The sequence below is a fragment of the Paraburkholderia phymatum STM815 genome (assembly GCF_000020045.1).
Taxonomy (GTDB): Bacteria; Pseudomonadota; Gammaproteobacteria; order Burkholderiales; family Burkholderiaceae; genus Paraburkholderia; species Paraburkholderia phymatum.
In genome coordinates, this window is sequence record NC_010622.1 from 807745 (window position 1) to 834706 (window position 26962).

22 protein-coding genes and 1 other RNA gene are annotated in these 26962 nt (G+C 63.6%); 10 read left to right on the forward strand and 13 right to left on the reverse strand.

The window, feature by feature from the left end; genetic code table 11:
* Positions 1–47 precede the first annotated feature (47 nt).
* The gene (locus BPHY_RS03615; protein ID WP_012400126.1) at positions 48–1487 is read left to right on the forward strand and encodes a gamma-glutamyl-gamma-aminobutyrate hydrolase family protein; all 1440 of its coding nucleotides are present in this window, start codon (positions 48–50) and stop codon (positions 1485–1487) included.
* Positions 1488–1763: 276 nt separating this feature from the next.
* Entirely contained in the window at positions 1764–2507 is a 744-nt protein-coding gene (locus BPHY_RS03620; RefSeq protein WP_012400127.1) for a DUF2968 domain-containing protein, read from the forward strand.
* Positions 2508–2636: 129 nt separating this feature from the next.
* Here BPHY_RS03620 and BPHY_RS03625 read toward each other — a convergent pair whose 3' ends face one another.
* On the reverse strand, positions 2637–3716 hold the full coding sequence (locus BPHY_RS03625; RefSeq protein WP_012400128.1) for a hypothetical protein: 1080 nt from the start codon (positions 3714–3716) through the stop codon (positions 2637–2639).
* Positions 3717–3874: 158 nt separating this feature from the next.
* Positions 3875–4441 (reverse strand): GNAT family N-acetyltransferase, encoded by a 567-nt coding sequence (locus BPHY_RS03630; protein ID WP_012400129.1) that lies wholly within the window; start codon positions 4439–4441, stop codon positions 3875–3877.
* Between the two features lie 404 nt (positions 4442–4845).
* On the opposite strand from BPHY_RS03630, the gene tcuC reads away from it, so the two are divergent.
* Positions 4846–6147: an MFS transporter gene (tcuC, locus tag BPHY_RS03635; RefSeq protein WP_012400130.1), complete on the forward strand. Its 1302-nt coding sequence runs from the start codon at positions 4846–4848 to the stop codon at positions 6145–6147.
* A gap of 110 nt (positions 6148–6257) precedes the next feature.
* On the opposite strand, the gene BPHY_RS03640 is transcribed toward tcuC, so the two are convergent.
* Positions 6258–8105: a tetratricopeptide repeat protein gene (locus tag BPHY_RS03640; RefSeq protein ID WP_012400131.1), complete on the reverse strand. Its 1848-nt coding sequence runs from the start codon at positions 8103–8105 to the stop codon at positions 6258–6260.
* Positions 8106–8251: 146 nt separating this feature from the next.
* On the opposite strand from BPHY_RS03640, the gene BPHY_RS03645 reads away from it, so the two are divergent.
* The 3 genes from BPHY_RS03645 to BPHY_RS03655 all read left to right on the forward strand — a co-directional run bounded on the left by BPHY_RS03645 (position 8252) and on the right by BPHY_RS03655 (position 11539).
* Positions 8252–8596 carry an ArsR/SmtB family transcription factor gene (locus BPHY_RS03645; protein WP_041763700.1) on the forward strand — a complete coding sequence of 115 codons (345 nt, stop codon included), beginning with the start codon at positions 8252–8254 and terminating at the stop codon, positions 8594–8596.
* Entirely contained in the window at positions 8593–9714 is a 1122-nt protein-coding gene (locus BPHY_RS03650) for a cation diffusion facilitator family transporter (protein WP_012400133.1), read from the forward strand. Before BPHY_RS03645 ends, BPHY_RS03650 begins: the two co-directional genes overlap by 4 nt.
* Before the next feature lie 109 nt (positions 9715–9823).
* On the forward strand, positions 9824–11539 hold the full coding sequence (locus BPHY_RS03655; protein ID WP_012400134.1) for an FAD-dependent monooxygenase: 1716 nt from the start codon (positions 9824–9826) through the stop codon (positions 11537–11539).
* Positions 11540–11613: 74 nt separating this feature from the next.
* Here BPHY_RS03655 and BPHY_RS03660 read toward each other — a convergent pair whose 3' ends face one another.
* From BPHY_RS03660 to BPHY_RS03675, 4 genes are read right to left on the reverse strand one after another with little or no spacing between them, the layout of a single operon-like run.
* Positions 11614–11868: a formate dehydrogenase subunit delta gene (locus BPHY_RS03660; protein ID WP_012400135.1), complete on the reverse strand. Its 255-nt coding sequence runs from the start codon at positions 11866–11868 to the stop codon at positions 11614–11616.
* 21 nt (positions 11869–11889) lie between these two features.
* Positions 11890–14829, reverse strand: coding sequence for a formate dehydrogenase subunit alpha (fdhF, locus tag BPHY_RS03665; RefSeq protein WP_012400136.1), 2940 nt, complete (start codon positions 14827–14829; stop codon positions 11890–11892).
* 14 nt (positions 14830–14843) lie between these two features.
* The gene (locus BPHY_RS03670) at positions 14844–16400 is read right to left on the reverse strand and encodes a formate dehydrogenase beta subunit (protein ID WP_012400137.1); all 1557 of its coding nucleotides are present in this window, start codon (positions 16398–16400) and stop codon (positions 14844–14846) included.
* A complete protein-coding gene (locus BPHY_RS03675; RefSeq protein ID WP_407671167.1) occupies positions 16397–16951 on the reverse strand; it encodes an NAD(P)H-dependent oxidoreductase subunit E in 555 nt (184 codons plus the stop codon). Before BPHY_RS03675 ends, BPHY_RS03670 begins: the two co-directional genes overlap by 4 nt.
* Positions 16952–17043: 92 nt before the next feature.
* Between BPHY_RS03675 and BPHY_RS03680 the strand changes: the two genes are divergently transcribed.
* Together BPHY_RS03680 and BPHY_RS03685 are read left to right on the forward strand one after the other, a co-directional pair.
* Positions 17044–18126, forward strand: coding sequence for a substrate-binding domain-containing protein (locus BPHY_RS03680; RefSeq protein ID WP_012400139.1), 1083 nt, complete (start codon positions 17044–17046; stop codon positions 18124–18126).
* Positions 18127–18269: 143 nt separating this feature from the next.
* Positions 18270–18536, forward strand: a complete 267-nt coding sequence (locus BPHY_RS03685; RefSeq protein ID WP_012400140.1) for a hypothetical protein — start codon at positions 18270–18272, stop codon at positions 18534–18536.
* Positions 18537–18596: 60 nt separating this feature from the next.
* Here BPHY_RS03685 and BPHY_RS03690 read toward each other — a convergent pair whose 3' ends face one another.
* Positions 18597–18956 carry a COG4315 family predicted lipoprotein gene (locus tag BPHY_RS03690; RefSeq protein ID WP_012400141.1) on the reverse strand — a complete coding sequence of 120 codons (360 nt, stop codon included), beginning with the start codon at positions 18954–18956 and terminating at the stop codon, positions 18597–18599.
* A 385-nt stretch (positions 18957–19341) separates the two neighbouring features.
* Here BPHY_RS03690 and BPHY_RS03695 point away from each other — a divergent pair, with 385 nt between their 5' ends.
* Positions 19342–20469, forward strand: a complete 1128-nt coding sequence (locus BPHY_RS03695; RefSeq protein WP_012400142.1) for a glycosyltransferase family 4 protein — start codon at positions 19342–19344, stop codon at positions 20467–20469.
* Between the two features lie 28 nt (positions 20470–20497).
* On the opposite strand, the gene BPHY_RS03700 is transcribed toward BPHY_RS03695, so the two are convergent.
* From BPHY_RS03700 to ompA, 5 genes are all read right to left on the reverse strand, one after another.
* The gene (locus BPHY_RS03700; RefSeq protein WP_012400143.1) at positions 20498–20758 is read right to left on the reverse strand and encodes a PAAR domain-containing protein; all 261 of its coding nucleotides are present in this window, start codon (positions 20756–20758) and stop codon (positions 20498–20500) included.
* Positions 20759–20967: 209 nt separating this feature from the next.
* Positions 20968–21337: a transfer-messenger RNA gene (ssrA, locus tag BPHY_RS39090) on the reverse strand.
* A gap of 105 nt (positions 21338–21442) precedes the next feature.
* Positions 21443–22156: an HAD family hydrolase gene (locus BPHY_RS03705; protein ID WP_012400144.1), complete on the reverse strand. Its 714-nt coding sequence runs from the start codon at positions 22154–22156 to the stop codon at positions 21443–21445.
* A 37-nt stretch (positions 22157–22193) separates the two neighbouring features.
* Positions 22194–22892, reverse strand: coding sequence for a bifunctional 2-polyprenyl-6-hydroxyphenol methylase/3-demethylubiquinol 3-O-methyltransferase UbiG (gene ubiG / locus BPHY_RS03710; protein WP_012400145.1), 699 nt, complete (start codon positions 22890–22892; stop codon positions 22194–22196).
* Between the two features lie 206 nt (positions 22893–23098).
* Positions 23099–23746 carry an outer membrane protein OmpA gene (ompA, locus tag BPHY_RS03715; protein ID WP_012400146.1) on the reverse strand — a complete coding sequence of 216 codons (648 nt, stop codon included), beginning with the start codon at positions 23744–23746 and terminating at the stop codon, positions 23099–23101.
* A gap of 517 nt (positions 23747–24263) precedes the next feature.
* Here ompA and gyrA point away from each other — a divergent pair.
* Positions 24264–26891, forward strand: coding sequence for a DNA gyrase subunit A (gyrA, locus tag BPHY_RS03720; RefSeq protein WP_083775839.1), 2628 nt, complete (start codon positions 24264–24266; stop codon positions 26889–26891).
* The last annotated feature ends 71 nt before the right edge of the window (positions 26892–26962 follow it).

Consider the following 26962-nt stretch of genomic DNA (forward strand, 5'->3'; position numbering starts at 1 on the left):
AGGTATGTCTATTCGTTCACGCGCGAAGACGCGTCTGTCACACAGTCATGAGCGAGAACAATTCCGATAACGCCGGGGCTCCCGGCGATCCATCTCCTTCCACGAGCCAGTCCGGCGCAGCGGGATCACCGCCTGCACCGGCTCCCGGGCCGATACCCGGTCCGGCTCCGACGCCCACGCCCGCGCGAGAAGCCAAAGAAGCGGCTTCCACCGATTCCCCCGAAAGCGCCTCCAACGTGACGCCTGAATCGCCTCATCAGGTGTCGGCTCAGGCCTCCGCCCGGGCGTCCAGCGACGCCGAGGTGCAGCGACGGGAAGCGGAGCAGGCGCGCGCGAGCGCCGCACAGGCCACCGCACAGCAGGAAGCGGCGGCGCGCGTGCAGTCGGTCGTATCGAATGCGGAGCGGGCGGCTGCCACGGCCGCGGGTGCGAGCCCGACGGCCGTGCGCGGCACAGAAGGCGCGCCCACAGCGGCACCCGGCGGCGAGCCGGATGGCACGCTCGGCGTAGCGGCGAAAGCCGGTGGCGCTCCGCCCCCCGGCTTCGGCTCGGCGCCGGATTTCGGCGCATCGAATCCGCCTCCCGCGAGCGCCTATCCGCCCGGTCCGCCCGCGTATCTGAAGCACAGCGATTCGGCGTGGTCCGTGTTTGGCCGCATTGTCGCGGCACGCGCGCGGCAGCTATTCGACCGCGCGGGCCGCAGGATCACCCAGCGCACGCTCCGCATCGGTGTGTCGGCGCGGATCTTCCACCCCGAACCGGGCGCGAAGGGGTTGCGCGGCAAGACGCTGCAGTATCTGGAGGAATCGATCGCGCACTGGGTGATGTCGCGCGACGTGCTCGTGTTCATGATCCCGACGGTCGGCCATCAGGGCATGCTGCACCCGAGCAACATCCGCCTGCGCGACTACGCGAAGCATCTGGACGGCCTGCTCCTGCAGGGCGGCGCGGACGTGTCGCCGCAGTCGTACGCGGAAACAGCGACGCGCCCGGAATGGCCCGGCGACCGGGTGCGCGACATGTACGAGCTCGAGCTGCTGCATGAGTTCATCGAGTCGGGCAAGCCTGTGCTGGGCGTGTGCCGCGGCTGCCAGCTGATCAACGTCGCGTTCGGCGGCACGCTGTATCAGGACATCGCAACGGATGTGCCGACGGCGGGTATTCACGTTAACGAACATTATGACCAGCACCGTCACTCGATTCACTTCCCGGAGGGTTCGACGCTCGTCAACATGTTCCCGGGACGGCGCGAAGCGATCGTCAATTCGATCCACCACCAGGCCGTCAACCAGCTCGGACGCGATCTGAATATCGAGGCGGTCTCGGGGACGGACGGCATCATCGAGGCCGTGCGCTATCGGCGTGCGCCGTTCGTGATGGGCGTGCAGTGGCACCCCGAGTTTCACCGCGCGGGCGGCCCCGAACTGCTCGATTGCACGCCGCTGCTGGATACGTTCCTGCGGGTCGCGCGCGAAACGCGCTTCTGATCTCGCTAACTTCTCGCCGAACGCGAGCGGGGCCGGCAACGCCCGCTCGCGTTCTGCATTTCAGCGCATCCGTCAGTGCGTTTGTTTATCTAAATCCGTGTTGCGCCTAACGGCTCTCAGCACATCCGCCACATTTTTACGATCTTTTGCGTTTGCATACCGAATTACTTAGTTGTCCGTTTATCTTGATTTAAAGTCCTGTTTTCAAGCGTCAAAGAGGGCAAAATCCGCGCGATAATCCGAGGCTGTTTCTCGATTCGCATGGAGTATCGACGTATGAAGTACCCCCTGGATTTGCGCCGTGCCGTCATGCTCGCGTTTGCCTGCGCGCTCATGCATGGCGGCATCGCGGAGTCGGCCGGCAACACAGCAACGGGAACGGGCGTCGTGCGTGCGGGCGCGGCGAAAGGCGCGCAGGGCGACGCGCCGGATGCATCGACGGAACCGGGTCTTGCCGATACGGCGGACGATTCCCCCGGCCTCGTCGCACATGCGGACTCGAGCGGCAGCGGGCAAGGCGATGTCGCCGATCTGATGCAACTGATTCACGACGGCGGGCTCGTCGAGATGCGCACCACGTACAACGGCGGTTATGGCGCGTCGCTGTTTTTTCACGCGCCGAGTATGACCTACTATGTCGCGCTGTTTCAGGACAAGCATTTCTGGCGCGTGATCAGAACGTCCGACCAGACGCGCGCCGAAGCGATCTATGCAGGCTTCGCGCGGCAAACGGCGCAGCTTGCGGAAGTCGAAATTCGGCGGGCACAGTTGCAGGCACAGAAGGCGTCGATCGAGCGCGTGATCAATGAATCACAGGCGCGCGCACAACGGTTGCAGGCGGATATCGAAGTGGCGCGCACTCAGGAAGCGAAGGTCGCCGACCACCAGCGGCAGACGCAGGACGAGGCGCTCGCGTTGCGCGACGAAAAGGAGAAGGCCCAGGCGCAACTGCGCCAGTTGCAGCAGCAGGTTCTGATACTGCAACATCAGGCGGAGGCAGGTTTGCCGGCAAACCGGTGAGGGTATAGCTGGCGCCGGGATCCACTGCGACGGCGCAAAGAATAGGGCTGAGTCCGCGATTCGTGGACTCAGCCCTTTGTGCCTTCAGGCAGGCGCACTGCTTGCAGCGGAAATGTCGCGGCTCGCGGCTTACTTCGAAAAACTGTCAGGCGCGTCAGTGATGCGCCGATGCGACATGTGGTTCATCCAGTCGGTGCTGTCCGTGTCGACACGGTCGTGGTGGATTGGCGCGGGCGGGATATCGCTGACATGCGTGCCCGCCGACATCGCAACGGAACCATAGTCGCTGTCAAAGCGCGCCGACGGCGCAGCAGGCGAATATGCGCCCGCGATCGACGGCAGATGGCGTGGAGGCTGGCCTGACGCCATCTGCGAACCGGCTGGCAGGCGCAGACTTTGATGCGGCGCGATGTCGGTCAGAGGGGGCGTCGCACGCCACGCATGGCGCACGTCCGCCTTCGCAACCGTGTCGCGCTCGCGCTTCTCCGCATTTGTCTTGCGCGCGTCGCGACCATCGCGCCTAGCGTGCACGGGATGGCCGGTAGCCGGCTGCTTCGTGCGCGTTGACGGGACGCGGGGGTGTGCATCGATTGCATGGGAAGTAACCGGCGTAGGCTCTGCGTTGCGTGCGAGCAGATCGCCACGCGCGCGGTTCCACGCGAGCGGCGCATCGACGAAACGTTCGACGCCAACGGACCGGCTGTGCGCCTGTCCGGCGCGCGCCGCCGCGTGGCCGTCTTGCCGCGACAGGATGTTGCGCGTCACTTCGGGCGCTGCGGCGAGGTCCGGCGACGACGCATGTCGCGGATGATTCGCCATCAGCCACGCAATCAAAGCCGCGCCGCCGATGACGAACGCGCCGCCCGCCAGCGCGTTCGTCGGTCTGCCCTTGCGAGCCGATACGAGCACGGGTTCGCGCATGCCGAGAGAAATGGTGTCGGCCTTGAAAACGGGCGCGCAGGGAGCGGTGGCGGCCGGTTGGGGCTGCGCGGCATGTGTGTCCCAGCGAGACTTCGCGCGAATGAAGGCGGCGCTCATGCAGAAGGTTCGCATCATCGCCGCATACAGCGCCCGGAGCTCCGTACGAAAGTTCGCGCCAGGCGGCAGCAGCGACCATTCGCGACCGACGGAGCGTGAGACCAGATCGAGCTGACGAAGACGCGGCATGGCCAGTTCGCCGGCAACGAGTGTGAGTGGGGGTGTCGACACGGTCCTCGCCTCGATGTTGTTGGTGTTTTTTGGCCTCGGAGCGGCAAAACATCAGCAGACAAAAACCGGCTGCATGCTCATGGCTTCAGTCGAGGCCTTCGGTCGCGGTATGGTGCCGGGCGCCGGTCAGTCAAAACTATCGGAGCAATCCTAAATTATCAGTGATCCTGACGAATGGCGCGGGCGAGGTCGAGCGTATAGACGTATCGCAATGCTGTGATATCGACGCCGCCCATATGGTCCGGCTCCGCGCCGGAAAACTGCCAGCCCTGGCGTTCGTAGAACGCAATCGCGGATGAATTGCCTTCCAGCACATACAGATACAGTTGCGCCTCGCCATGCTCGCGCGCCCATTCCTGCGCGGCGCGCATCAGCAGCTTGCCCGCGCCGATTCCCTGGTGTGCGGGCAGCGCGTGCAGATTGTCGAGCAGCACCCCCCAGGGCGAATCCGGCTGGCGTTCGACGCACACGAAGCCGATCGGCTCGCCCGCGCGCTCGGCGATCAGCACGATACGGCGCTCGGCCCCCGGCGCCGACAACCGCGCGCGCCAGTACGATGCGCGCTCCTGCGCGACTTCGCCGTCGAGAAATGCGTCGGGCAGCAACCCGCGATACGTCGCCTGCCAGCTCGCGCTGTGAATGGCTGCGATGAGATCGGCGTCGGCCTCGGTCGCGGGGCGCAGCGCGAGGGACGAAAGGAAAGGCGGCGAAACGGAATCTGGCATTGCGGCGGTAGGAACGAAACGATGAGCGGGTATCGGGCAGCCATGCGGCGGCGAGAGGATCACGATACGGCGCATATCGTCCGGCGTCACCTGGCCGGAATTGCCAGACGGGAACGGCATCGGAAGAATATTCTTTCTAATCCGTCATTGTAAGCAAATCGTATTGAATGCGTGCCGTTCGGAGTAACGTTATTATCACGTCACGCGCATGTAGTCAGCGAAACTCCACGTTTACCCTGGTATCTGCACCGCAATCGTCGCAGCAGAATACCGCGCCCACGCAAGCGTCGCGCCCTGACAGCCGACCTGGCCGCGCCGGAGCGGGCATCCGCGCTCCCCGCGGATCGTTTGAACTGCCCAACGCTGCTTGCGATGCAGATAACGGGCCCATTCCGAGAAAGTCAATGGCAACTGCATCCCATGCTCAAGCAGCGACGGACGAATCCGAGGTCCGCACCGTCTTCCGCGTCGTCAGCGGAAACTTCCTCGAAATGTACGACTTCATGGTCTATGGCTACTACGCCGCTGCGATCGCGAAGACGTATTTTCCGGGCGGCAACGAATTCGCTTCGCTGATGCTGTCGCTGTCGGTGTTCGGCGCGGGCTTCCTGATGCGTCCGCTCGGCGCCATCGTGCTCGGCGCGTACATCGACCATCACGGCCGCCGCAAAGGACTGATTCTCACGATCGCGCTGATGGCGCTGGGCACGCTCACGGTCGCGGCGATTCCCGGCTACGCGACGATCGGCGTGCTCGCGCCCGTGCTCGTGCTGCTTGGGCGCCTGTTGCAGGGCTTCTCGGCGGGTGTCGAGCTGGGCGGCGTGTCGGTGTATTTGTCGGAGATCGCAACGAGGGGCAACAAGGGCTTCTATTGCTCGTGGCAGTCGGGCAGTCAGCAGGTGGCCGTAGTGTTCGCCGCGCTGATCGGCGTGTTCCTGAACCGCCTGCTGCCCGCCGACCAGATGACGGCATGGGGCTGGCGCGTGCCGTTCCTGATCGGCTGTCTGATCGTGCCGTTCCTGTTCCTGATCCGCCGCTCGCTGAAAGAAACGGAGGAATTCCTCGCGAAGAAGCATCGCCCGTCGATTGGCGAGATTTTCCGTTCGATGGCGCAGAACTGGGGCGTCGTGCTGGGCGGCATGGGCATGGTGATCATGACGACGGTGTCGTTCTACATGATCACCGCGTACACGCCGACCTTCGGCAAGGAAGTGCTGAAGCTCTCCGCAATCGACACCCTGATCGTCACCGTGTGCATCGGCGTATCGAACCTGATCTGGCTGCCCATCTCGGGCGCGATTTCGGACCGGGTCGGTCGCCGTCCCGTGCTGCTGACGTTCACAATCCTGACGATCCTCACGTCGTACCCGGCCGTGCAGTGGCTCGTTGCCGATCCATCGTTCGCGCGCCTGCTGATGGTCGAGCTGTGGCTGTCGTTCCTGTATGGCTGCTACAACGGCGGCATGGTCGTCGCGCTGACGGAAGTGATGCCGGCCGACGTGCGCACGGCAGGCTTCTCGCTCGCGTATAGCCTCGCGACGACGATCGGCGGCTTCACGCCGGCAATTGCCACGTACCTGATCCATTCGACGGGCAACAAGGCGGCGCCCGGGCTGTGGATGAGCGTCGCCGCCATCTGCGGTCTGATCGCGACCCTCGTGCTGTATCGCACGGAAGAAGCCCGCAACCGGTACCGGACGGCCTGAGCCGTCGCGTGTTATGGGGCGCGTGCCCCGACGCTGTAGAACCAGACCCCCGCACGTGTGCGGGGGTTTTCATTTCATCGGCCGTTTCGGCGATGCAGTACGCGCCCGTCTCACGCGCGCAGCGCCGCCGCCACGTCTTCGACGACTTCCTGCCATGCGCCCGGCCGGGGCTGCCGCACGAGGCGCGCGGACGGATACCACGGGCTGCTTCGATTGTCCGTGAACCAGCGCCAGTCGGCCGCGAACGGCAGCATCAGCCAAAGCGGCTTGCCGAGCGCGCCCGTCAGGTGCGCAATCGCCGTATCGACCGACACCACGCCATCCAGCCGCTCGATAATGGCCGCCGTGTCGGCGAAGTCGCGAATGCGCCCGTCGAAGCGATGGATGTTCTTCGCGCGCGGATGCCGATCGAGCGCGGCGCGTTCTTCGTCGGTGAGCGAGGGCTGCAGCACGATCCAGTCGATGCCGGCGAGCGCGAACAGCGGCTCGAGCGCAGCGAGCGGCAGCGAGCGATTCTCCTGACGCTGCGCGCGTCCTGACCACGCGAGGCCGAGCTTGCGCTTCGCGTGCCCGCCGAGCGAGCCGCGCCACGTGCGGCGGGACGCGGCGGGTGCTTGCAGATAAGGCGTGCGTGCCGGAATCGTGTCGAGTTCCGTGCCGAGTGCGAATGGCAGGCTCAGCAGCGGGCACTGCAAATCGGCGCGCGGCCGCGGCGCGCCTTGCGGTATCAGCGTGACGCGCCATTGTTCCGCTGTCGGCGCGAGCAAGGACAAGAGCTGCGGCTGCACTTCAAGTACGATCCGCACGGCGCGTCCCGCCACCTGTTCGACGAAACGCACGAATTGCAGCGTGTCCCCGAAACCCTGCTCGGCGTGCAGGAACAACGTCTTTCCTTCGATCGGCTCGCCGTTCCAGCGCGGCAGCGCCGTCGCGTCCGGCGCCGCGGCCGCGTTTTCCAGCCGCCATTCATATTCCGGCAGTCCACGCTTGAAGTCGCCCAGCGTGAGCAGCGCGACGCCGCGATTCATATGCGCCATCGGCAGATCGGGACGCAGACGCAATGCCTGGTCGAAAGCGCGCACGGCAGCGTCGTGCGCGCCGAGCGCGTGATGCGCGGCGCCGAGGCTCAGCCACGCGAGCGCAAAGGCCGGATCAAGACCAACGGCGCGTTCGAAACGCGGCCGCGCTTCTGCATGACGGCCAAGCGACGCGAGCGCGTTACCGAGGCCGAACAAAGCGGGCGGCAAGCTCGACTGCATCGCAAGGACCGCTTCGAACTCCGTGACGGCCTGTTCATGCTGACCCGTCGCGTCGAGTGTATTGGCGAGGTTGAAACGCGCGGCGACGAAGCGCGGCTCAATCTTCAGCGCCGCGCGGAAATGGGCGCCTGCCTCCGTCGCGGAACCGAGCGCGTTGAGCGCCATGCCCATGTTGTTGTGCGCGCCCGCATGGCCGGGCCGCAGTTCGAGCGCGCGCCGGAACGAATCGGCCGCTTCACGGTGCCTGCCCAACGCATGCAGCGCGTTGCCGAGATTGACGTGTGACGACGCGTCCATCGGCTGCAGGCGCAGCGACTTCTGGAACGCATCGACGGCGTCTTCATGGCGCCCCGCGAGCGCGTACGCGTTGCCCAGGTTGTAGTGCGCCATCGGAAACGTCGGCGCGAGCGTCAGCGCATTGCGAAAGCGTTCGATTGCCTGGTCGAGACGGCCGAGCGCCTTCAGCGCATTGCCGAGGTTCAGCTGCAACGCGGCATCTTGCGGGCGCAAGTCGGCAGCGCGGCGCACGAGGTCGGCCGCTTCCTCGTGCTGGCCTTGCTGATGGCGCAGCACGCCGAGCAGATGCAGCGCGTCGACGTGAGCGGGATCGAGATCGAGGGTGGCGCGATAGCCGCGCTCGGCGTCGTCGAGCCGGCCGTCACGATGCGCGCTATACGCGCGGTCGAAAACTGGGTGCATGACGCAGGCGAGGTGTGATACAGGAAAACCCGCATTTTCCCATACTCGGCGAATCCTTCCCGTGATTGACGTCGGGCGTGTTGTGCAATAACATGTGAACACATGTACATATGTCAATATCGGTCTCGCCGATCGACGTGCCCGAAATGTCAGCCGTTACATCCCTGAATACCGACGTCCGTGTCGTCCAGCTCGCCGATCTGTTCCGCCTGCTTGGCGATCCGACGCGCCTGCGCATCGTGCTCGCCTGTGTTGACGAACGGCGTGCGGTCGGCGCGATCGCGGAGTCGCTCAACTTATCGCCGTCGCTCGTGAGCCACCATCTGCGCTTGCTGCGGGCCGCGCGCATCGTGCGCGCGGAGCGGCAAGGCAAGCAGGTCTTCTACGTCGCCGCCGACGGACACATCAGCGGCATGCTGACCGACATGCTCGAACACGTCGATGAACCTGTCAGCGACGCTTCCGCCGAATTCACGCAGGATCACGCATGAAATACACCGCTCATCAGACGGACAGCGCCTCCGTGACGCATCAACCGAAGGCGCACGTGCACACCGATGCTTGCGACCACGCGGGTCACGACGACGCAGACCACGCGCATTCGCATGGCGACGGCCACACGCACGACCAGGCTCACGACCACGCTGACGCAAGCGGCGGCAAGGACGCGCATGCGCATCACGGGCACGGGCATGGTCACGGGCATCACCATCATCACCACGTGCCTGCCGCCGGACACGGCCGCGCGTTTGCGATCGCCGTCGCACTGAACGTGGCGATCGTCGTCGTGCAGGGCATGTATGGCGTGCTGGCCAATTCGACGGCGCTGCTCGCGGATGCCGGCCACAATCTCTCCGACGTGCTCGGCCTGCTGCTCGCGTGGGGCGCAACGTGGCTCGCGACGCGCCGGCCATCCGCGCGCTACACGTTCGGACTCGGCGGCTCGTCGATTCTCGCGAGCCTGCTCAATGCGGGGCTGCTGCTGTTCGCGTGTGGCGTGATCGTCGCGGAAGCGGTGGGGCGACTGATTCATCCTTCGCCAGTCGCGGGATTCGACGTGTTCATCGTCGCCTGCGTGGGCATGGTGGTGAACGGCGTGTCGGCGTGGCTCTTCATGCGCGGCCAGGGTGACGACCTGAACATCCGCGGCGCATTCCTGCATATGCTCGCCGACGCCGCCGTATCGGCCGCCGTCGCCGTCAGCGGCCTCGCCATCGTGTTCACCGGCTGGACGTGGCTCGATCCCGTCATGAGCCTCGTCGTCGTCGCGGTGATCGTCTACGGCACGTGGGGTCTGTTGCGCGATTCTCTGAGCCTCGCATTGAACGGCGTGCCGCGCGGCGTCGACATGCAGAAGATTCGCGCCTACCTCGCCGCGCAGCCGGGCGTCACTGACGTGCACGACCTGCACGTCTGGGCGCTGTCGACTACGGGCAACGCGCTGTCCGCGCATCTCGTGATTCCCGGCGGCCACCCTGGCGACCGCGTGATCGACGCAATCGTGGGCACGCTGCGCACCGAATTCGACATGCATCACGCGACGCTGCAGGTCGATATGGGCACGACGCAGCATCGCTGTTCGCTTGATCACACGCCGCACGTGCATTGAAGTCGGCCGATCTTCCGATGACGCGTTGATGCGCTGCGTCGTCGGCCGCGCGGCAGCGACGCAAATGCTCGGCGTACACTAGCGGACATGTCCGACTGCGGAGGTCTGCATGACGGGTGCTTCCTTCGACGTACCGCCCGTGCTGATCGTCGGCGCGGGGCCGACGGGGCTGGCGGCAGCCATGAGTCTTGCGCGCGCGCACGTGCCCGTGCGGCTCATCGACAAGGCGCCGCAGGCAGATCCGCATTCACGCGCGATCGGCATCCAGGCGCGCACGCTCGAACTGCTTGAACAACACCGGATCGTGGACCGGTTTCTGGAGCTCGGCCATCGCGCGCGCACCGCGAACCTGTACTCGAACGGGCATCGGCTCGCGCGGCTCGACTTCGATCCGTTGCAGACGCGCTATCCCTATCTGCTGTTTCTCGAGCAGTCCGTCACCGAGCACCTGTTGACGGAGCACCTCGCCACGTTCGGCGTGCAGGTCGAACGCGGCACCGAGCTGACGATGTTCGCGCAAGGTTCGGCGGGCATCAACGCGACGCTGCAACGCCTGGACGGCCATGTCGAAACGCTCCATCCGTCGTACATGATCGCCGCCGACGGCGCGCATAGCGCGATCCGCCACCGGCTCGGCATGAGCTTCGCGGGCAAGACGTTCGAGCAGACTTTCCTTCTCGCCGATCTCGAAGCCGATACCGGCTGGTCCGACGATGAATTCCATATCTTCGCTTCGGGTGCGGGGCTCGCGGCGCTCTTCCCGATGGGCAAAGGCCGGCATCGGCTGATCGCCGATCATCCCGCGATGTCTCCCTCCGTGCCGTCAACGGGCGACGCTGCGCCGCTCGCGGCGATTCCCGCGCCGACGCTCGACGAATGCCGTCTGATCGCGAAGAGCCGCATCCATCACCCCATCGACATCACGGGCCTGAGCTGGTCGGGCTATTTTCATCTGAATAGCCGCATGGTCGAGCAGTTGCGCGCGCAGCGCGTGTTCCTGGCGGGCGATGCCGCGCACGTGCATAGTCCCGCCGGCGCGCAGGGGATGAATACAGGCATACAGGAGGCGTTCAATCTCGGCTGGAAGATTGCACGCGTGCTGAAGGGCGATGCGCCCGAGCGGCTGCTCGACACATACCACCTCGAACGTCATCCGATCGAGCGCGACGTGCTGCGGCAAACGAGCTTCGTCACGCAACTGGCGGAAGCGGACCACGGCCCGCTCAAGCTGCTGCGCGAGCGCGTGATGCCTGTGCTCGCTGCGCTGGGACCGTTGCGCGATGCCGCGCGGCTCACGGTCAGCGAACTGGCGATTCAATACCGGCGCTCGCCGCTGACGCTCGAACGCGTGCTCGACGGCGGCCCCCGTGCGGGCGAGCGTGCACCCGATGCGCTCGTGCACGTCGTCGATGGGCCGCTGGGACGTGCGCCCGGCACAGGCTGCATTTTCGATCTGCATGACCCGGCGTTCTTCTCGCTTTTTTTGCTCGTCGATCCACCCGAAGAAGCGGCGTCCAGCAACGGCAAGCTGCTGCGCCTCGCGCGCAAGCCCGTGCGATCCGCCGATCTCGACCGGTTCGTCTGCGCGGTCGAAGGGCTGCTGCCGGGCGCAGTGCGCGTGTGGCGCGTGTCCGATGCGAGCGGCGACGGCGGCGGGCCATCGCTCAGCGAATCATTCGGCCGTACGCGGCCTTCGTTCTATCTGGTGCGGCCCGACGGCTACGTCTGCGCACGCGGACGACCGGGCTCCGATCTGAACGGGCTGCTGCGTCATTGCGAAGCGTGGTTCGCAAAAGGCGCAATAGCGGAGCCTCCGCCGCAGTGACGTGGCCATAAAAAAAAAGCGTCCGCATCGTTGCCGATGCGAACGCCAAGGTGCTGTTGCGTGGATAGAACGCGTTATGCGGCGGCCGGCTCCTTCGGCGTCAGGTCCTCGCGATGCCGGACGAGCGCCTCGCGGACCATTTCGTGCAGCTCGAGCTCGACGCCTTCGGGCTTCGTGTGCAGCGTCGCCAGAATCGCGCGGCGCATGCGCGGCTCCCAGAAGCGGCGGATGTGATCCGCAATGTTGTCGATCGCTTCGTCGCGATCCGGCATCGACTCGAAAAAGTCGCCGATGCGGTTCGCCATGTCGACCAGGTTATGTGCGTCCATTGCGTGGCCTCGTTTGCCGGGTTATTTGCCTGAAGTAGCGGCCAGCTCGCGATTGCTCAGATGCTCGAGCTGTTCGTTGTTGAAGCGCGAATAGTCCTTTTGCCATTGCGACGGCTGCTCGACGGGCATCACCTGCACGGCCGTGACCTTGTACTCGGGGCAGTTGGTCGCCCAGTCGGAACTGTCCGTCGTGATCACGTTCGCGCCCGATTCCGGGAAGTGGAACGTGGTGTAGACGACGCCCGGCTGCATCCGGTCCGCCACCTTCGCGCGCAGCACGGTGTAGCCCGCGCGCGACTCGATGCCCACCCAGTCGTCGTCCTTGATGCCGCGGTCTTCGGCGTCGTGCGGATGGATTTCCAGACGATCTTCCTCGTGCCAGCGCGAGTTTTCCGTGCGCCGCGTCTGCGCGCCGACGTTGTACTGCGACAGGATGCGGCCCGTCGTCAGGATCAGCGGGAACTTCTGGTTGACCTTTTCGGGCGTCGCGACGTACTTCGTGATCACGAATTTGCCCTTGCCGCGCACGAACTCGTCGATGTGCATCGTCGGCGTGCCTTCCGGTGCATGCTCGTTGCACGGCCACTGGATGCTGCCCAGCTTGTCGAGCTTCTCGTACGACACGCCGTGGAAAGTCGGCGTGAGTCGCGCGATCTCGTCCATGATCTGCGACGGATGCGCGTAGTTCATCTCGTAGCCGAGCGCGCGGGCGAGCAGGATCGTCACTTCCCAGTCGGCGTAGCCGGCGAGCGGCGGCATCACCTTGCGCACGCGCGAGATGCGGCGCTCCGCGTTCGTAAAGGTGCCGTCCTTCTCGAGGAAGGTCGAACCCGGCAGCAGCACGTGTGCATACTTCGCGGTTTCGTTCAGGAAGATGTCCTGCACGACGATGCATTCCATCGACGACAGCGCGGCGCCCACATGCTGCGTATTCGGGTCGGACTGTACGATGTCTTCGCCCTGGCAGTACAGGCCCTTGAAGCTGCCATGAACGGCGGCGTCGAACATGTTCGGAATGCGCAGGCCCGGTTCCGGCTGCAGGGTGACGCCCCATTCCCCTTCGAACAGCGTGCGAGTAACGGTGTCGCTGATATGGCGGTAGCCCGGCAGTTCGTGCGGGAACGAGCCCATGTCGCACGAGCCCTGCACGTTGTTCTGGCCGCGCAGCGGATTCACGCCGACACCTTCGCGGCCGATGTTGCCCGTCGCCATCGCGAGGTTCGCGATGCCCATCACGGTCGTCGAGCCCTGCGCGTGTTCCGTCACGCCGAGGCCGTAGTAGATTGCCGCGTTGCCGCCCGTCGCGTACAGGCGCGCGGCTTCGCGCACCTGCTGAGCCGGCACGCCCGTCACGCTTTCCATCATCTCCGGCGAGTTTTCCGGCAGCGACACGAAATCGCGCCAGTGGCCGAATGCGCGGGTCTCGCAGCGCTCGGCAATGAACGACTCGTCGAGCAGGCCTTCCGTGACGATCACATGCGCGAGCGACGTGACCATCGCGACGTTCGTGCCCGGACGCAGTTGCAGATGGTATTGGGCCTTCACGTGCGCTGTATCGACAATATCGATGCGGCGCGGATCGATCACGATCAGTTTCGCGCCCTGGCGCACACGGCGCTTCAGACGCGAGCCGAACACCGGGTGGCCGTCCGTCGGGTTTGCACCGATCACGATGATCACGTCGGACTGGTCGACGGAAGCGAAGGTCTGCGTACCCGCCGATTCGCCGAGCGTCGTCTTCAGGCCGTAGCCTGTCGGCGAGTGGCACACGCGTGCGCAGGTGTCGACGTTGTTGTTGCCGAACGCGGCACGCACGAGCTTCTGCACGAGATACGTTTCTTCGTTCGTGCAGCGCGACGACGTGATGCCGCCGATCGAATCGCGGCCGTACTTGTCCTGGATGCGGCGGAATTCCGATGCCGCGTAGCTGAGCGCTTCTTCCCAGCTCACTTCGCGCCACGGATCGGTGATCTTCGCGCGGATCATCGGCTTCTTGATGCGGTCCTTATGCGTCGCGTAGCCCCATGCAAAACGGCCCTTCACGCAAGCGTGGCCTTCGTTGGCCTGGCCGTTCTTGTGCGGCACCATCCGCACGACCGTGTTGCCCTTCATCTCGGCCTTGAACGAGCAGCCGACGCCACAGTACGCGCAGGTCGTCACGACGGAATGCTCGCCCTGGCCCATCATCACAATGCTCTTTTCGGACAGCGTGGCCGTCGGGCATGCCGCGACGCACGCGCCGCACGACACGCATTCGGATTCCATGAACGGCTGGCTTTCGCTCGCGGCGACGCGCGATTCGAAGCCGCGTCCCGAGATGGTCAGTGCGAACGTGCCTTGCGTTTCTTCGCACGCGCGCACGCAGCGGTTGCAGACGATGCACTTGGACGGGTCGTACGTGAAGTACGGATTCGACTCGTCCTTCTGATCCTTCAGGTGATTCGCGCCGTCGAAGCCATAGCGCACTTCGCGCAGGCCCGTGACGCCCGCCATGTCCTGCAGTTCGCAGTTGCCGTTGGCGGGGCAGGTGAGACAGTCGAGCGGGTGATCGGAGATGTACAGCTCCATCACATTGCGGCGCAGTCCTTGCAGGCGATCCGTCTGTGTGCGCACCTTCATGCCCGCTTCGACAGGCGTGGTGCACGACGCGGGATAACCGCGGCGGCCTTCGATTTCGACGAGACACAGGCGGCACGAGCCGAACGGTTCGAGCGAATCGGTCGCGCACAACTTCGGAATGTTGACCCCGGCTTCGGCGGCCGCGCGCATCACCGACGTGCCCGCGGGCACTGTGATCGCCTGGCCGTCGATTTCGAGCGTCACGTCGACGTCGGAATGACGCAACGGCGTGCCGTAGTCGGTGTCGTCGAACGGACCGCGTTCATTGCGCAGCGCGCCTGCCTTGCAGGCGCAGTTGCCGGAGCCGCAGCCGCCGGATTGGAAAGTGATCGGATCGGACATCTTGGGCTCCCTAATTACGCGGCTTCTTTTGGCGTGACGGTCGCGAGACCGAAGTCTTCGGGGAAATGGTCGAGCGCGGAGACGACCGGAAACGGCGTCATGCCGCCCATCGCGCACAGCGAACCGGACACCATGGTGTCGCACAGGTCGCGCAGCAGTTGCACCTGCTTCGTCGACGTGTCGCCGTTGCGGATGCGCTGGATCACTTCGACGCCGCGCGTCGAGCCAATCCGGCAGGGCGTGCACTTACCGCACGATTCGAGTGCGCAGAAGTGCATGGCGTATTGCGCGAGCTCGGCGAGATTCGACGTGTCGTCGTGAATCACGAGACCGCCGTGACCGACGACGGCACCGACTTTCGCGTATTCCTCGTAGTCGAGCGGAATGTCCCACTGGCTTTCGGGCAGATACGTGCCGAGCGGGCCGCCTACCTGAACCGCGCGCGCGGGTCGGCCGCTCGCCGTGCCGCCGCCATAGTCGAACATCAGTTCGCGCAGCGTGCAGCCGAACGCGAGTTCCACGAGACCGCCTTGCTTCACGTTGCCCGCGATCTGGAACGGCAGCGTACCGCGCGAGCGGCCCATGCCGAAGTCCTTGTAGAACGCGGCACCCTTAGCGAAGATGATCGGCACCGTGGCGAGGGTGATCACGTTGTTGATGACAGTCGGCTTGCCGAACAGACCCTCGAGCGCGGGCAGCGGCGGCTTGGCGCGCACGATGCCGCGCTTGCCTTCGAGCGATTCGAGCAGCGCCGTTTCTTCGCCGCACACATAAGCGCCCGCACCCTTCGCGACGAATAGCTCGAAGCGGTGTTCCGAACCGAGCACGCTGTCGCCGAGCCAACCGGCGGCGCGCGCCTTGCCGATAGCTTCTTCGAGCGTCGCGATCGAATGCGGATACTCGCTGCGCACATAGATATGGCCGACCGTCGCGCCCGTCACGATGCCCGCGATGATCATCCCTTCGATCAGCACGAACGGATCGCTTTCCATCACGAGGCGGTCGGAGAACGTGCCCGAGTCGCCTTCGTCCGCATTGCAGACGATGTACTTCTGATCGGCGTTCGCGGCGCGCACCGTGCGCCACTTGATGCCCGCCGGGAACGCTGCGCCGCCGCGGCCGCGCAGGCCGGATTCGATGAGCGCTTCGACGGCGGCGTCGCCCGTCATCGCAAGCGCGTTGTACAGGCCGACGATGCCGCCGTTGGCGATGTAGTCGTCCGTCGAGAGCGGGTCGGTGATGCCGATGCGCGCGAACGTCAGGCGCTGCTGCTTCTTCAGATACGGAATCTCGTCGACGACGCCGACCTGCTTCGCGTGCGTCTTGCCTTCGATGAAGCCTGCGTCGAATAGCGCCTTCACGTCGTCGGCTTCGACGTTCGCATAGCCGATGCGGCCTTCGGGCGTCTCGACTTCGACGAGCGGTTCGAGATACAGCAACCCGCGCGAGCCGTTGCGCACGAGTTCGATGTCGATGCCGCGTTGTTTCGCTTCATCGACGATGGCCGCGGCGAGCGCATCTGCGCCGAGCGCCAGCGCGGAAGAATCGCGAGGAACATAGATGCGCGTCATGCCGTTTCCTCCACGCGTTTCAGGGCGGCTGCAAGCAGCGCGTCGAACTTCTGCGGCGTGACCCTGGCGTGCAGTTCGCCGTTGATCATCATGGCGGGGGACAGCGCGCATTGGCCGAGGCAATACACCGATTCGAGACCGACTGCGCCGTCGCAGGCGTGGTCGTGTCCGTCATGTGCGCCGTGCTTGTGCGCGTCGAAGCGGCAACCCGTGCGCGCTTCGATATGTTGCGCGAGCGCTTCCGTGCCCATGCTGCGGCACGCTTCCGCGCGGCACAACTGCACTGTGACAGGCGCAGCCGGCGACTGGCGGAAGTGATGGTAATAAGTGATGACGCCGTGGACTTCCGCCCGTGACAGGTTCATCGTTCGCGCCAACGGGGCGACGGTGTCGGGCGGCACGAAGCCGACGTCATCCTGAATGGCGTGCAGTAGGGCAACCAGCGACATGCCGGGCTGTACGTGTCGGCGCACAAGTTCGTCTGGCGCAAGGGCGTTCGGTCGATCCACAGTGGGGCTCCTCCAAAGTCGATATATGCACTTGTTATTCATAAGCCGTGCATCTATGCTTTGCTTGTTTGATATATCAATGCGAACGATAGGCGGGTGGATCGGCTTTCGCAATAGGAACTACAACAGCATATATGATTCGAGTTGAATGCCAGGCGCAGCTGATTGTGCGGGACAGCAACGGCCAAACGTCCAGCCTGACTGACGCGGTGCCGTTACTGGCCCTCGTCGACCAGACGGGAAGCATCGCGCAAGCCGCCGCACTTAAGGGTTTGTCCTACCGCCACGCATGGGGTTTGTTGCGCGCCATCGAGACCCAACTGGGCGGCGCGTTGATCGAAAAGGAGCGCGGACGCGGATCTGCTCTGTCGGAACTCGGACAGGCGGTGTTGCGCGCGCAACGACTTTGCGGCGAGCGTCTGGACGGCAATATGCAGGCGCTGGCGAGCGAAGTCGCGAGCGAACTGAACCGCTGGCTCGCGCCTCCCGCCGACGACGTGCGCATCCACGCATCACATGGCTATGCGGTGGCCGCGCTCGTCACGGCGCTGGTCGCCGACGAAGTGCCCCTCGACATCAAATATCGCGACAGTGCAGAAGCCATCACTGCGCTCGCGCGCGGCGAGTGCGACCTTGCCGGCTTCCATCTGCCGCGCGGCGAGTTTCGCGCGGCATGCGCGGACAAGTATCGCCAGTGGCTCGATCCGCAACGTCATCTGCTCGTACATCTGACGCGCCGCAAGCAGGGGCTTTTTCTGGCGAAGGGCAACCCGAAAGCAATCGGTGGGTTGACGGACCTCGCACGCGACGACATTCGCTTCGTCAACCGGCAGCATGGCTCCGGCACGCGCATGCTGATCGACCTCGCGCTGCGGCGCGTGGGCGTGGATCCGGACCGCGTGAACGGCTATGCGTCGACGGAACTAACGCACTCGGCGATCGCCGCTTTCGTCGCGAGCGGAATGGCGGACGTGGGCTTCGGCGTCGAACCCGCCGCGCATCATTTCGGGCTCGATTTCATCCCTATCGTCGACGAGGACTATTACTTCGCATGCGATCGCGCGCGTCTCGAACGGGAGCCGCTCACGACGGTGATGGCGGTGCTGCGCGGCAATGCGTTCCGGCAGAGTGTCGCGCATCTGGAAGGCTACGATGCCGGCGACTGCGGCAAGTTGCTCGAACTGGAAGAGGGACTGGAAGAGGGCGGTAGCGCCTGACTGCAAGCGAGCGGGCGCGAAGGGTAAGCGCCTGTAACAACGATCAACGCTGCGGACGCTGCGCCGCGCGCCGCTTTGCGATACTCTCTACGCTTTCGTTAATCCGCCTCAGATGCGCGGCTCGCGTGCCGCCTCGATTCGATATGAAATATTTCTTTCCCGCTTGTGCTGCCGCGCTTACGGCCGGTACGCTGTTTGCCACGGTGTCCGTTGCCTTTGCGCAGAATTCGCCCGGTGTGCCCGGCGGCATCCTGACCGAGGAGTTCAAGCTGAATGAGCATCCGCAGATGCCGTTCGGCGCCTCCGCGCCGTCAAAGAAGTATCAGAGCGACAAGAAGTCGAAGCTGCGCAAGCGCGGCGACGACGGCGATCCGAATGGCTGCAACCTCAAGTGCCCTGATGCTCTGTAAATGATACGACGCACGCGGCGCCTCGCGGCATCGCGTGCGTAGCCAGGCTGAGGCGCGGCTTTACGGCTTGGCGGTGTGCCACATGTCCTTGAAACCGTCCCCCTTCATGTCCCCCGGCTTCTCGTCCTTCGCGAAGCGGTAGAGCGGCTTCCCCTTGTACGCCCATTGCTTCTGTCCGTCGGCGCCGTCGATAACGGTCCAGTCGCCGGATGGTTTGTCGCTCGCATCGGCAGCGGCGGCTGGCCATACGGCGGTGCACCCGCCCGAGCAGGCGCTTTTGCCCGGCGTCGTGTCCTTGTCGAAGGTATAAAGCGTGCGTCCCTGTTCGTCGGTCAAATGTCCGTTCGCGGTTTTGGGCGGCGCGGCCAAAGCGGTCTGCTGAACGGCGAGCGCGGCGATGAGAAGGAGAGTCTTGCGCATGATGCGGCTCCTGTTCTGGCGTTGTATATGGAGTGTATGCAATCGATCGGCGGGCGCGCGCCTTAAATGCATCGAACGGCATTGAATGCGCGCGCATCGAATAAACGGTTGGCGGGCGGTCTTATTCCATCCGTCGATCGAACGCATCGCATCCATCGTCTTCATGCGCGGCCTGTTAAAAGGCCCGTCTCGCTCGCGAGCGGGCCTTTCTCATTCGTGGCGTGATGCGCGCTAGCGTCGCAAGGGACGCCGTAAGAAACGGTAAACGTGCGCGGTATAATTCCCCTGATGAATTAGAGGCAATGCGTAATGCATTGCGCCGGCCTGTCACGTTGACTCAGGCCGCGCGGCGCAGTCAAGCCCTCACATACGGGGTAAGCCGGGCATGAAAATACTATTGACCAACTTCCACAACGGTCGCGGAGGCGGTCATGACACGTACGTCGTGTCGCTTGCGCGCGCCCTGGCCGGGCGCCACGAAGTCTTCATCGGTGCACCCAGGACCAGCCGTCTGTTGCAGCATGCGAGCGCGGTCGCCGATATCCGCGCGCTGCCGATGGAATTTCCCGCCAAGCTCAAAGAGTTGGGGCGCTTTGTCGGCGCGATCCGCGAGTTGCGCACGCTTCTCAAGCAAGAGCGTTTCGACGTGGTTCACATGAACGGTTCGCCCGATCACCGGCTCGTGATGCTGGCGACGCTGTTCGCGTCATTCAAGCGCCCGTACTTCGTCTACACGAAGCACAACACGATTCGCGTCAAACGCGACTTCATGACGAAGCTGAAAGCGCGACGCGCGACGCATCACGTGATTGCCGTGTCGCAACCGGCGGCGAAACTGCTCGAAGGTTCCGTCTATGCGGACTGCGGGATGTCGGTGATCGCGAATGGCGTAGACATCGATTTCTACGCACCGTTCGACGATGCGCTCGCGGCCCGCAGGCGCGAGGCGCTTTTAGGCGTGGCTCATGCGGGCAAGCTCGTGGTCGGCACGATCACCGGGTTCGACTGGTACAAGGGGACGATGGACATGGTGGCGGCCGTCGCCGCGTTGCCCGAAGAGATGCGCAAGCGGGTCGTGCTGGTCGTCGCCGGTACTGAGCCGAACGACGCACAGCGCGAGGTCATCGAATCGTTGAACATGAGCGATAACCTGCTCGTCACCGGTTTCACAGACGACGTGCGCGGTTATGTGGCGACCTTCGATGTCGGCTTTATGGTGTCGTACGCGGTGGAGAGCAGTTCCTTCGCGTGCCGCGAGATGATGTCGATGGGGCGGCCCGTGCTTGTCACGCGCTACGCGAGTTTGCCGGACAACGTCGACGATGGCGTCGACGGCTGGATCGTCGAGCCACGCGACACGCATGCGATGACCGCTCGGCTGCAGATCATGCTCGAAAACCGCGGGCGCCTGTGCGCGATGGGACTAAGCGCTCGAGCGAAAGCCGAGCGCGAGTTTTGCAACAGTAAGTTCATCCGGGAAACGGAGCAGGTGTACGTGCGCGCTGCGCCGTGACAGGTGGCGCTCTCCGGGTGCAAGGGGGCTACGGTTGCGGGCTTCGCACGAGCGTTGCGCCGCAAGTCGTGATATCGCCGATATAGGCGATGCGCTTGCCGTTGTGCCTGCGCCTTCCGGTCGCGATGATGGGATATTTGCCGCCGCAGCGCGGACAGGCGACGAGATGCCCGTCAAGTGCTACACCGATGCCGCCCTCCAGCAGATCCTGCGCCGCTTCGACGATTTCGCCGCCGTGATCCGTGGCGTCGCCGAAGCGGGCGATGATGGGGTCGACTGACTGATTCATGCTAACGCGTCCTCATTTGATTAGTTTTACTTAGCGAATACGATGGGCCGCCGGCTTGCTCGACGGATCCGACATTTCACAGCACACTGGTTCGAGCGGCTATCAGAAAAGTTTGAAATTGCGGCGAGAGCGGTGGCGGGACAACAAAAAACCCGCAGAGCTTGACGCTGTGCGGGCTTCTGTCCTGCGGTGTACACCACATTGAAAATTGGTGGAGGCGGCGGGAATCGAACCCGCGTCCAGAAGTCCTCCACGACTAGTTCTACATGTTTAGTTCTGTCTTTTGATTTAACCGGAGCGACGCGGACGAACACGCTGCGCACCGGCGATTCACTAAATTTTCGACCCGGGCGTCGTGACGCCGCCAAGGCTTAACTGACGTATATGACCTCTGTCGGTATTGCTACCGGTCTTGCGACACTAGCCCGTCAGTGAACTAGGCAGAGGACGGCGGCCCTTAGGCTGCCAGTGCGAACGTATCGTCGTTTGCAGTTACGTTTTTCCCATTGATTAACGAGGTGACGGGTCCTCGACATGCCCTAGCCGCTTCGCAACCCCTGTCGAAACCAGGTCGCCCCCGCAGAAGGAATGAGCCATATATGTGGCCCAAGAAGGCATTTTACAATAGCGGCCCGCCGGAGTCACGACGAAACATTCGCGTGGTGCCGGCGTCGCGTTCGTGCGTCAACTGATGTCGCGCAGCAGATTCTGGAGTTCGGCTGTGGAACCGACGACGTGCTTCGCGTGCCACTGCGTGGGCGGAATGTCGTTGCCGCAGTAACCGTATGCTGCCGCGACCGTCACCATTCCGGCTGCGAAGCCGGCCTGCACGTCGCGCAGGTCGTCGCCGACATAGACGATCCGCTCCGGCGGCAAATCCAGCTCCTTCGCTGCGTGCAGGAGCGGCGCGGGATGAGGCTTTGAATGCGGCGTCGTGTCTCCGCTGACGACGCAGCCCGCACGCGTATCCAGCCCCAGTTGAGCGATGAGCGGCTCCGTCAGCCGGGCGACCTTGTTCGTCACGATGCCCCAGCGGACGCCGCGCACGTCGAGGTCGTCGAGAATCTCGCCGATTCCAGGGAACAGAATCGTCTCGATGCAGAGATCGGCTTCATAGTTGGCGAGGAACTCTTCGCGCATCGACGCATAGTCGTGATGCTCCGGTCCGATGCCAAACGCGCCACCCAGCAGGCCGCGCGCGCCCGCCGACGCGAGCGGCCGCAACTGTTCCAACGGCACCATCTCGAGGCCTCGCTCGTGACGCATCCTGTTGACGGCTGCGGCCAGGTCGGGCGCGGTATCGGCCAGCGTGCCGTCCAGGTCGAACAGAATGCCCTGGCAAAGGCCGATCGATGCTTCTTCGTCTTCGCGCTGAGGCAGGGGCGTGGGATCGCTCATTGAAGTAGATGCAGTTAATCGGGCGCAAAAAAATGGATCAGGCTTCGCGGCGGCACGCGAGCATGTAGTTCACATCGGTGTCGCTCGACAGGCCGAAATCGCGCGTCAGCGGGTTGTAGGTGATGCCCTTGATATCCGCGGTCAGCAAACCCGCCGCGCGTGCGAAGCCCGCGAGCTCCGACGGGCGGATGAAGCGGGCGTAATCGTGCGTGCCCTTCGGCAGCATGCGCGCGACGTACTCGGCACCGATCACGGCAAACAGATATGACTTCACATTGCGGTTGAGCGTTGAAAAGAACACCCATCCGCCAGGCTTGACGAGCGTCTTGCAAGCCTCGACGACCTTCGACGGATCCGGCACGTGCTCGAGCATTTCCATGCATGTGGCAACGTCGAAAGAGGCCGGTTCACGGGCCGCCAGCGTCTCCGCCGCGATTTCCTCGTAATTTACGGTTACACCGCTTTCAAGGCTGTGAAGATCTGCGACGCCCAACGCCTCATTGGACAGGTCAATTCCCTTCACGTCAGCACCCAAGGTCGCCATCGACTCGGACAAAATGCCGCCGCCGCACCCGATGTCGAGCACGCGCTTGCCTGTGAGGTGCGCATGGGAGTCGATCCATTTGAGCCGAACGGGATTCAGTTCGTGCAGAGGTTTGAACTCAGCATTCGGGTCCCACCAGCGATGCGCGAGATCGCTGAATTTCTGCAGTTCGTGGGGATCGGCGTTGGTCATGACGAATACGGCCTCGAGGGCAGGAAGAGCGGGGTGGATCGGACAAACCCTGAGTATATAGAGGTGTGCACGCGCGGGCAAAAGCGACGGGTCACGGACGCCAGCTACGCGCAGCGGCGCGCCGGAACGCGCCATTTTGAAGCGGCCATCGCAGGCATAAAAAAGCCCCGCCGAAGCGGGGCTTGGGTACTGCGGTATTCTTTCGCTTACTGCTTCGAAGTACCGACAACTTCGACTTCCACGCGACGATCCGGTGCGAGGCAGGCGATGAGTTGCTTGCGGTTCTTCTGGTTGCAGCCCGTCGTGACCGGATTGCGCTTGCCCTTGCCTTCCGTGTAGATGCGGTTGGCTTCGATGCCCTTGCTGACCAGGTATGCCTTGACAGCTTGTGCGCGACGCAGCGACAGACGGTCGTTGTACTTGTCCGAACCGATGCGGTCGGTGTAGCCCGTGGCCACGACGACTTCCAGGTTCAGGCCTTGAATCTTCGATGCCAGATCGTCCAGTTTTTCCTTGCCGGCCGGCTTCAGGATAGCCTTGTCGAAATCGAACAGCGTGTCAGCTTGATACGTGATCTTCTGGCTGGTGATTGCCGGAGCAACCGGTGCCGGTGCCGGCGGGGTCGGTGCTTGTGCGACCAGTGCGCCATCGCACTTTGCGTTAGCCGTTGCCGGCGTCCAGAACGCATCGCGCCAGCAAAGCTCGTTCGTGCCGTTCATCCACACGTATTCGCCGGTGCCGTTCACCCAGTTGTCGTTCGTGGCTTGTCGCGACGCCGGCACCGACTGTGCCGAAGCGGATGCAGCCATAACTGCGGTAGCTGCAATGAACGCGAGCTTTGAAAGTTTATTCATATTTCTCCTCTCGAAATTGAGATTACCGCAGGTTTACTGCGAGCCTGTTGACGTAGACCAGTCATACATTGCTCGAAGTATAACATCGGTGCAGAACAAAAGACGGTTGTGTATAGACTTCGAGCCGTGTCTGAACTTGTGCGTTGGCATTTTGCCATATCGTTCCCTTCCGACGATAAAAAAATCCGCCCCCTATCCTCCCGTCCGGTCGAATGTGGTGCATGCGCAACAAAAGGTGTCAAGTTCGACGGAAGGCCCATGGGAGGCCGGTTCGAGCGGCCCTCTTTGGAGCATTTTCCGGGCCCGGTCGCCTCGCTCGCGAGGAGGTTCCAGGTGCCGTTTCCAGGCATCCCACTAATAGGTATACGCACGTCGTCGGGGGCAGGTGCGCCGCATGATAGAATCGCCTGATGCGCTGCGCTCGCAGCCGCACAGGAACTACACCTAGGGGTTGGCCCAAGCGGTGAGGTGAAGAACGCGTTTCCCTCATCGTCTTCGCGCGTAAACGATACGGACAATGGATCAATTCGCCAAAGAGACTCTACCAATCTCCCTAGAGGAGGAAATGCGCCGCTCGTATATCGAGTACGCGATGAGCGTGATCGTAGGGCGCGCCCTTCCCGATGTCCGCGATGGCCTGAAGCCGGTGCACCGGCGCGTGCTGTACGCCATGCACGAGCTGAACAACGACTGGAATCGGGCGTACAAGAAGTCGGCACGTATCGTCGGCGATGTGATCGGTAAGTACCATCCGCACGGTGATTCGGCTGTATACGACACGATTGTCCGCATGGCGCAGGATTTTTCGCTGCGCTACATGCTCGTCGATGGACAAGGCAATTTCGGGTCGGTCGACGGCGACAACGCCGCGGCGATGCGTTACACCGAAATACGCATGGCGAAGATCGGCCACGAACTGCTCGCCGACATCGACAAGGAAACAGTCGATTTCCAGCCCAACTACGACGGCAGCGAAAACGAGCCGTCCATTCTGCCTGCACGCATTCCGAACCTGCTGATCAACGGCTCGTCGGGCATTGCCGTCGGCATGGCGACCAACATTCCGCCGCACAATCTGAGCGAAATCGTCGACGCCTGCCACCACCTGCTGAAGAACCCGGAAGCGTCGATCGACGAGCTGATCGAGATCGTGCCGGCGCCCGACTTCCCGACGGCGGGGATCATCTACGGCGTCGCTGGCGTGCGCGACGGCTACCGCACGGGGCGCGGGCGCGTCGTGATGCGCGCCGCCACGCACTTCGAAGAGATTGATCGCGGCCAACGCATGGCGATCATCGTCGACGAGCTGCCGTATCAGGTGAACAAGCGTTCGCTGCTCGAGCGTATCGCCGAACTGGTGAATGAGAAAAAGCTGGAAGGCATTTCGGACATTCGCGACGAATCCGACAAGAGTGGTATGCGCGTCGTGATCGAACTTAAGCGCGGCGAAGTGCCCGAGGTCATTCTTAACAATCTGTACAAGGCAACGCAGCTCCAGGACACGTTCGGCATGAACATGGTCGCGCTCGTCGACGGCCAGCCGAAGCTGCTGAACCTGAAGGAAATGCTCTCGCATTTCCTGTCGCACCGTCGCGAGGTGCTGACACGGCGCACTGTATACGAACTGCGCAAGGCGCGCGAACGCGGCCATGTGCTCGAAGGCCTCGCCGTCGCGCTCGCCAACATCGACGACTTCATCGCGATCATCAAGGCAGCGCCTACGCCGCCCATTGCGAAGCAGGAGTTGATGGACCGTTCGTGGGATTCATCGATCGTGCGCGAAATGCTGCAGCGCGCAGAAACCGACAACGCGACGTCCGGCGGCCGCGCCGCGTATCGTCCGGAAGGATTGAACCCGGCGTACGGCATGCAGGCCGACGGTCTGTACCGTCTGTCTGACACGCAGGCGCAGGAAATCCTGCAGATGCGTCTGCAGCGCCTGACGGGTCTGGAGCAGGACAAGATCATCGGCGAGTACCGCGACGTGATGGCGCAGATCGCCGACCTGCTGGACATTCTGGCGCGCCCGGAGCGTATAACTTCCATCATCTTCGACGAACTCACCACGATCAAGAGCGAATTTGGCGACGAGCGCCGCTCGAAGATCGAGATGAACGCAACCGAGCTGAACACGGAAGACCTCATCACGCCGCAGGACATGGTCGTGACGATGTCGCACTCCGGTTACGTGAAATCGCAGCCGTTGTCGGAATATCGCGCCCAGAAGCGCGGAGGTCGCGGCAAACAGGCGACACAGATGAAGGAAGACGATTGGATCGACACGCTCTTCATCGCGAACACGCACGATCACATCCTCTGCTTCTCGAACCGCGGCCGTGTTTACTGGCTGAAGGTTTACGAAGTACCGCAGGGCTCGCGCAATTCGCGCGGCCGTCCGATCGTCAATATGTTCCCGCTGCAGGAGGGCGAGAAGATTACGGTCGTGCTGCCCGTGAAGGAATTTTCGGCGGACAAGTTCGTTTTTATGGCGACGGCGCTCGGCACCGTCAAGAAGACGCCGCTCGAAGCGTTCAGTCGTCCGCTGAAGAAGGGCATCATCGCGGTCGGTCTGGATGATGGCGACTACCTGATCGGCGCGGCTATCACAGATGGCGAGCATGATGTGATGCTGTTCTCGGACTCGGGCAAAGCGGTGCGCTTCGACGAGAACGACGTTCGTCCGATGGGCCGTGAAGCGCGCGGCGTGCGCGGCATGCAGCTCGAAGACGGCCAGAGTGTGATCGCACTACTGGTGGCGGGCGACGAGCAGCAGTCGGTGCTGACGGCAACGGAAAACGGCTACGGCAAGCGCACCCCGATCACCGAGTACACGCGTCATGGCCGCGGCACGAAGGGCATGATCGCGATCCAGACGTCCGAGCGCAACGGCAAGGTCGTCGCCGCGACACTGGTCGACCCGGAAGCGCAGATCATGCTGATCACCAACACGGGCGTGCTGATCCGCACGCGCGTGTCAGAAATTCGAGAAATGGGCCGTGCAACGCAAGGTGTTACACTCATCAGCCTTGATGAAGGCACCAAGCTTTCCGGTCTGCAACAGATTGCCGAAGCGGAAGCTGACGTGGACGGCGACGCCGACCTGCCTGCAGACGAAGCAGGCGGCGATGAAAGCGAAGCGTCGTAGTCTGCCTCGAAGCTTCTCAAGTAATGCGGAAAGCCGCGCGGGCATTCCGCGCGCATCGGGACTGATGCGCC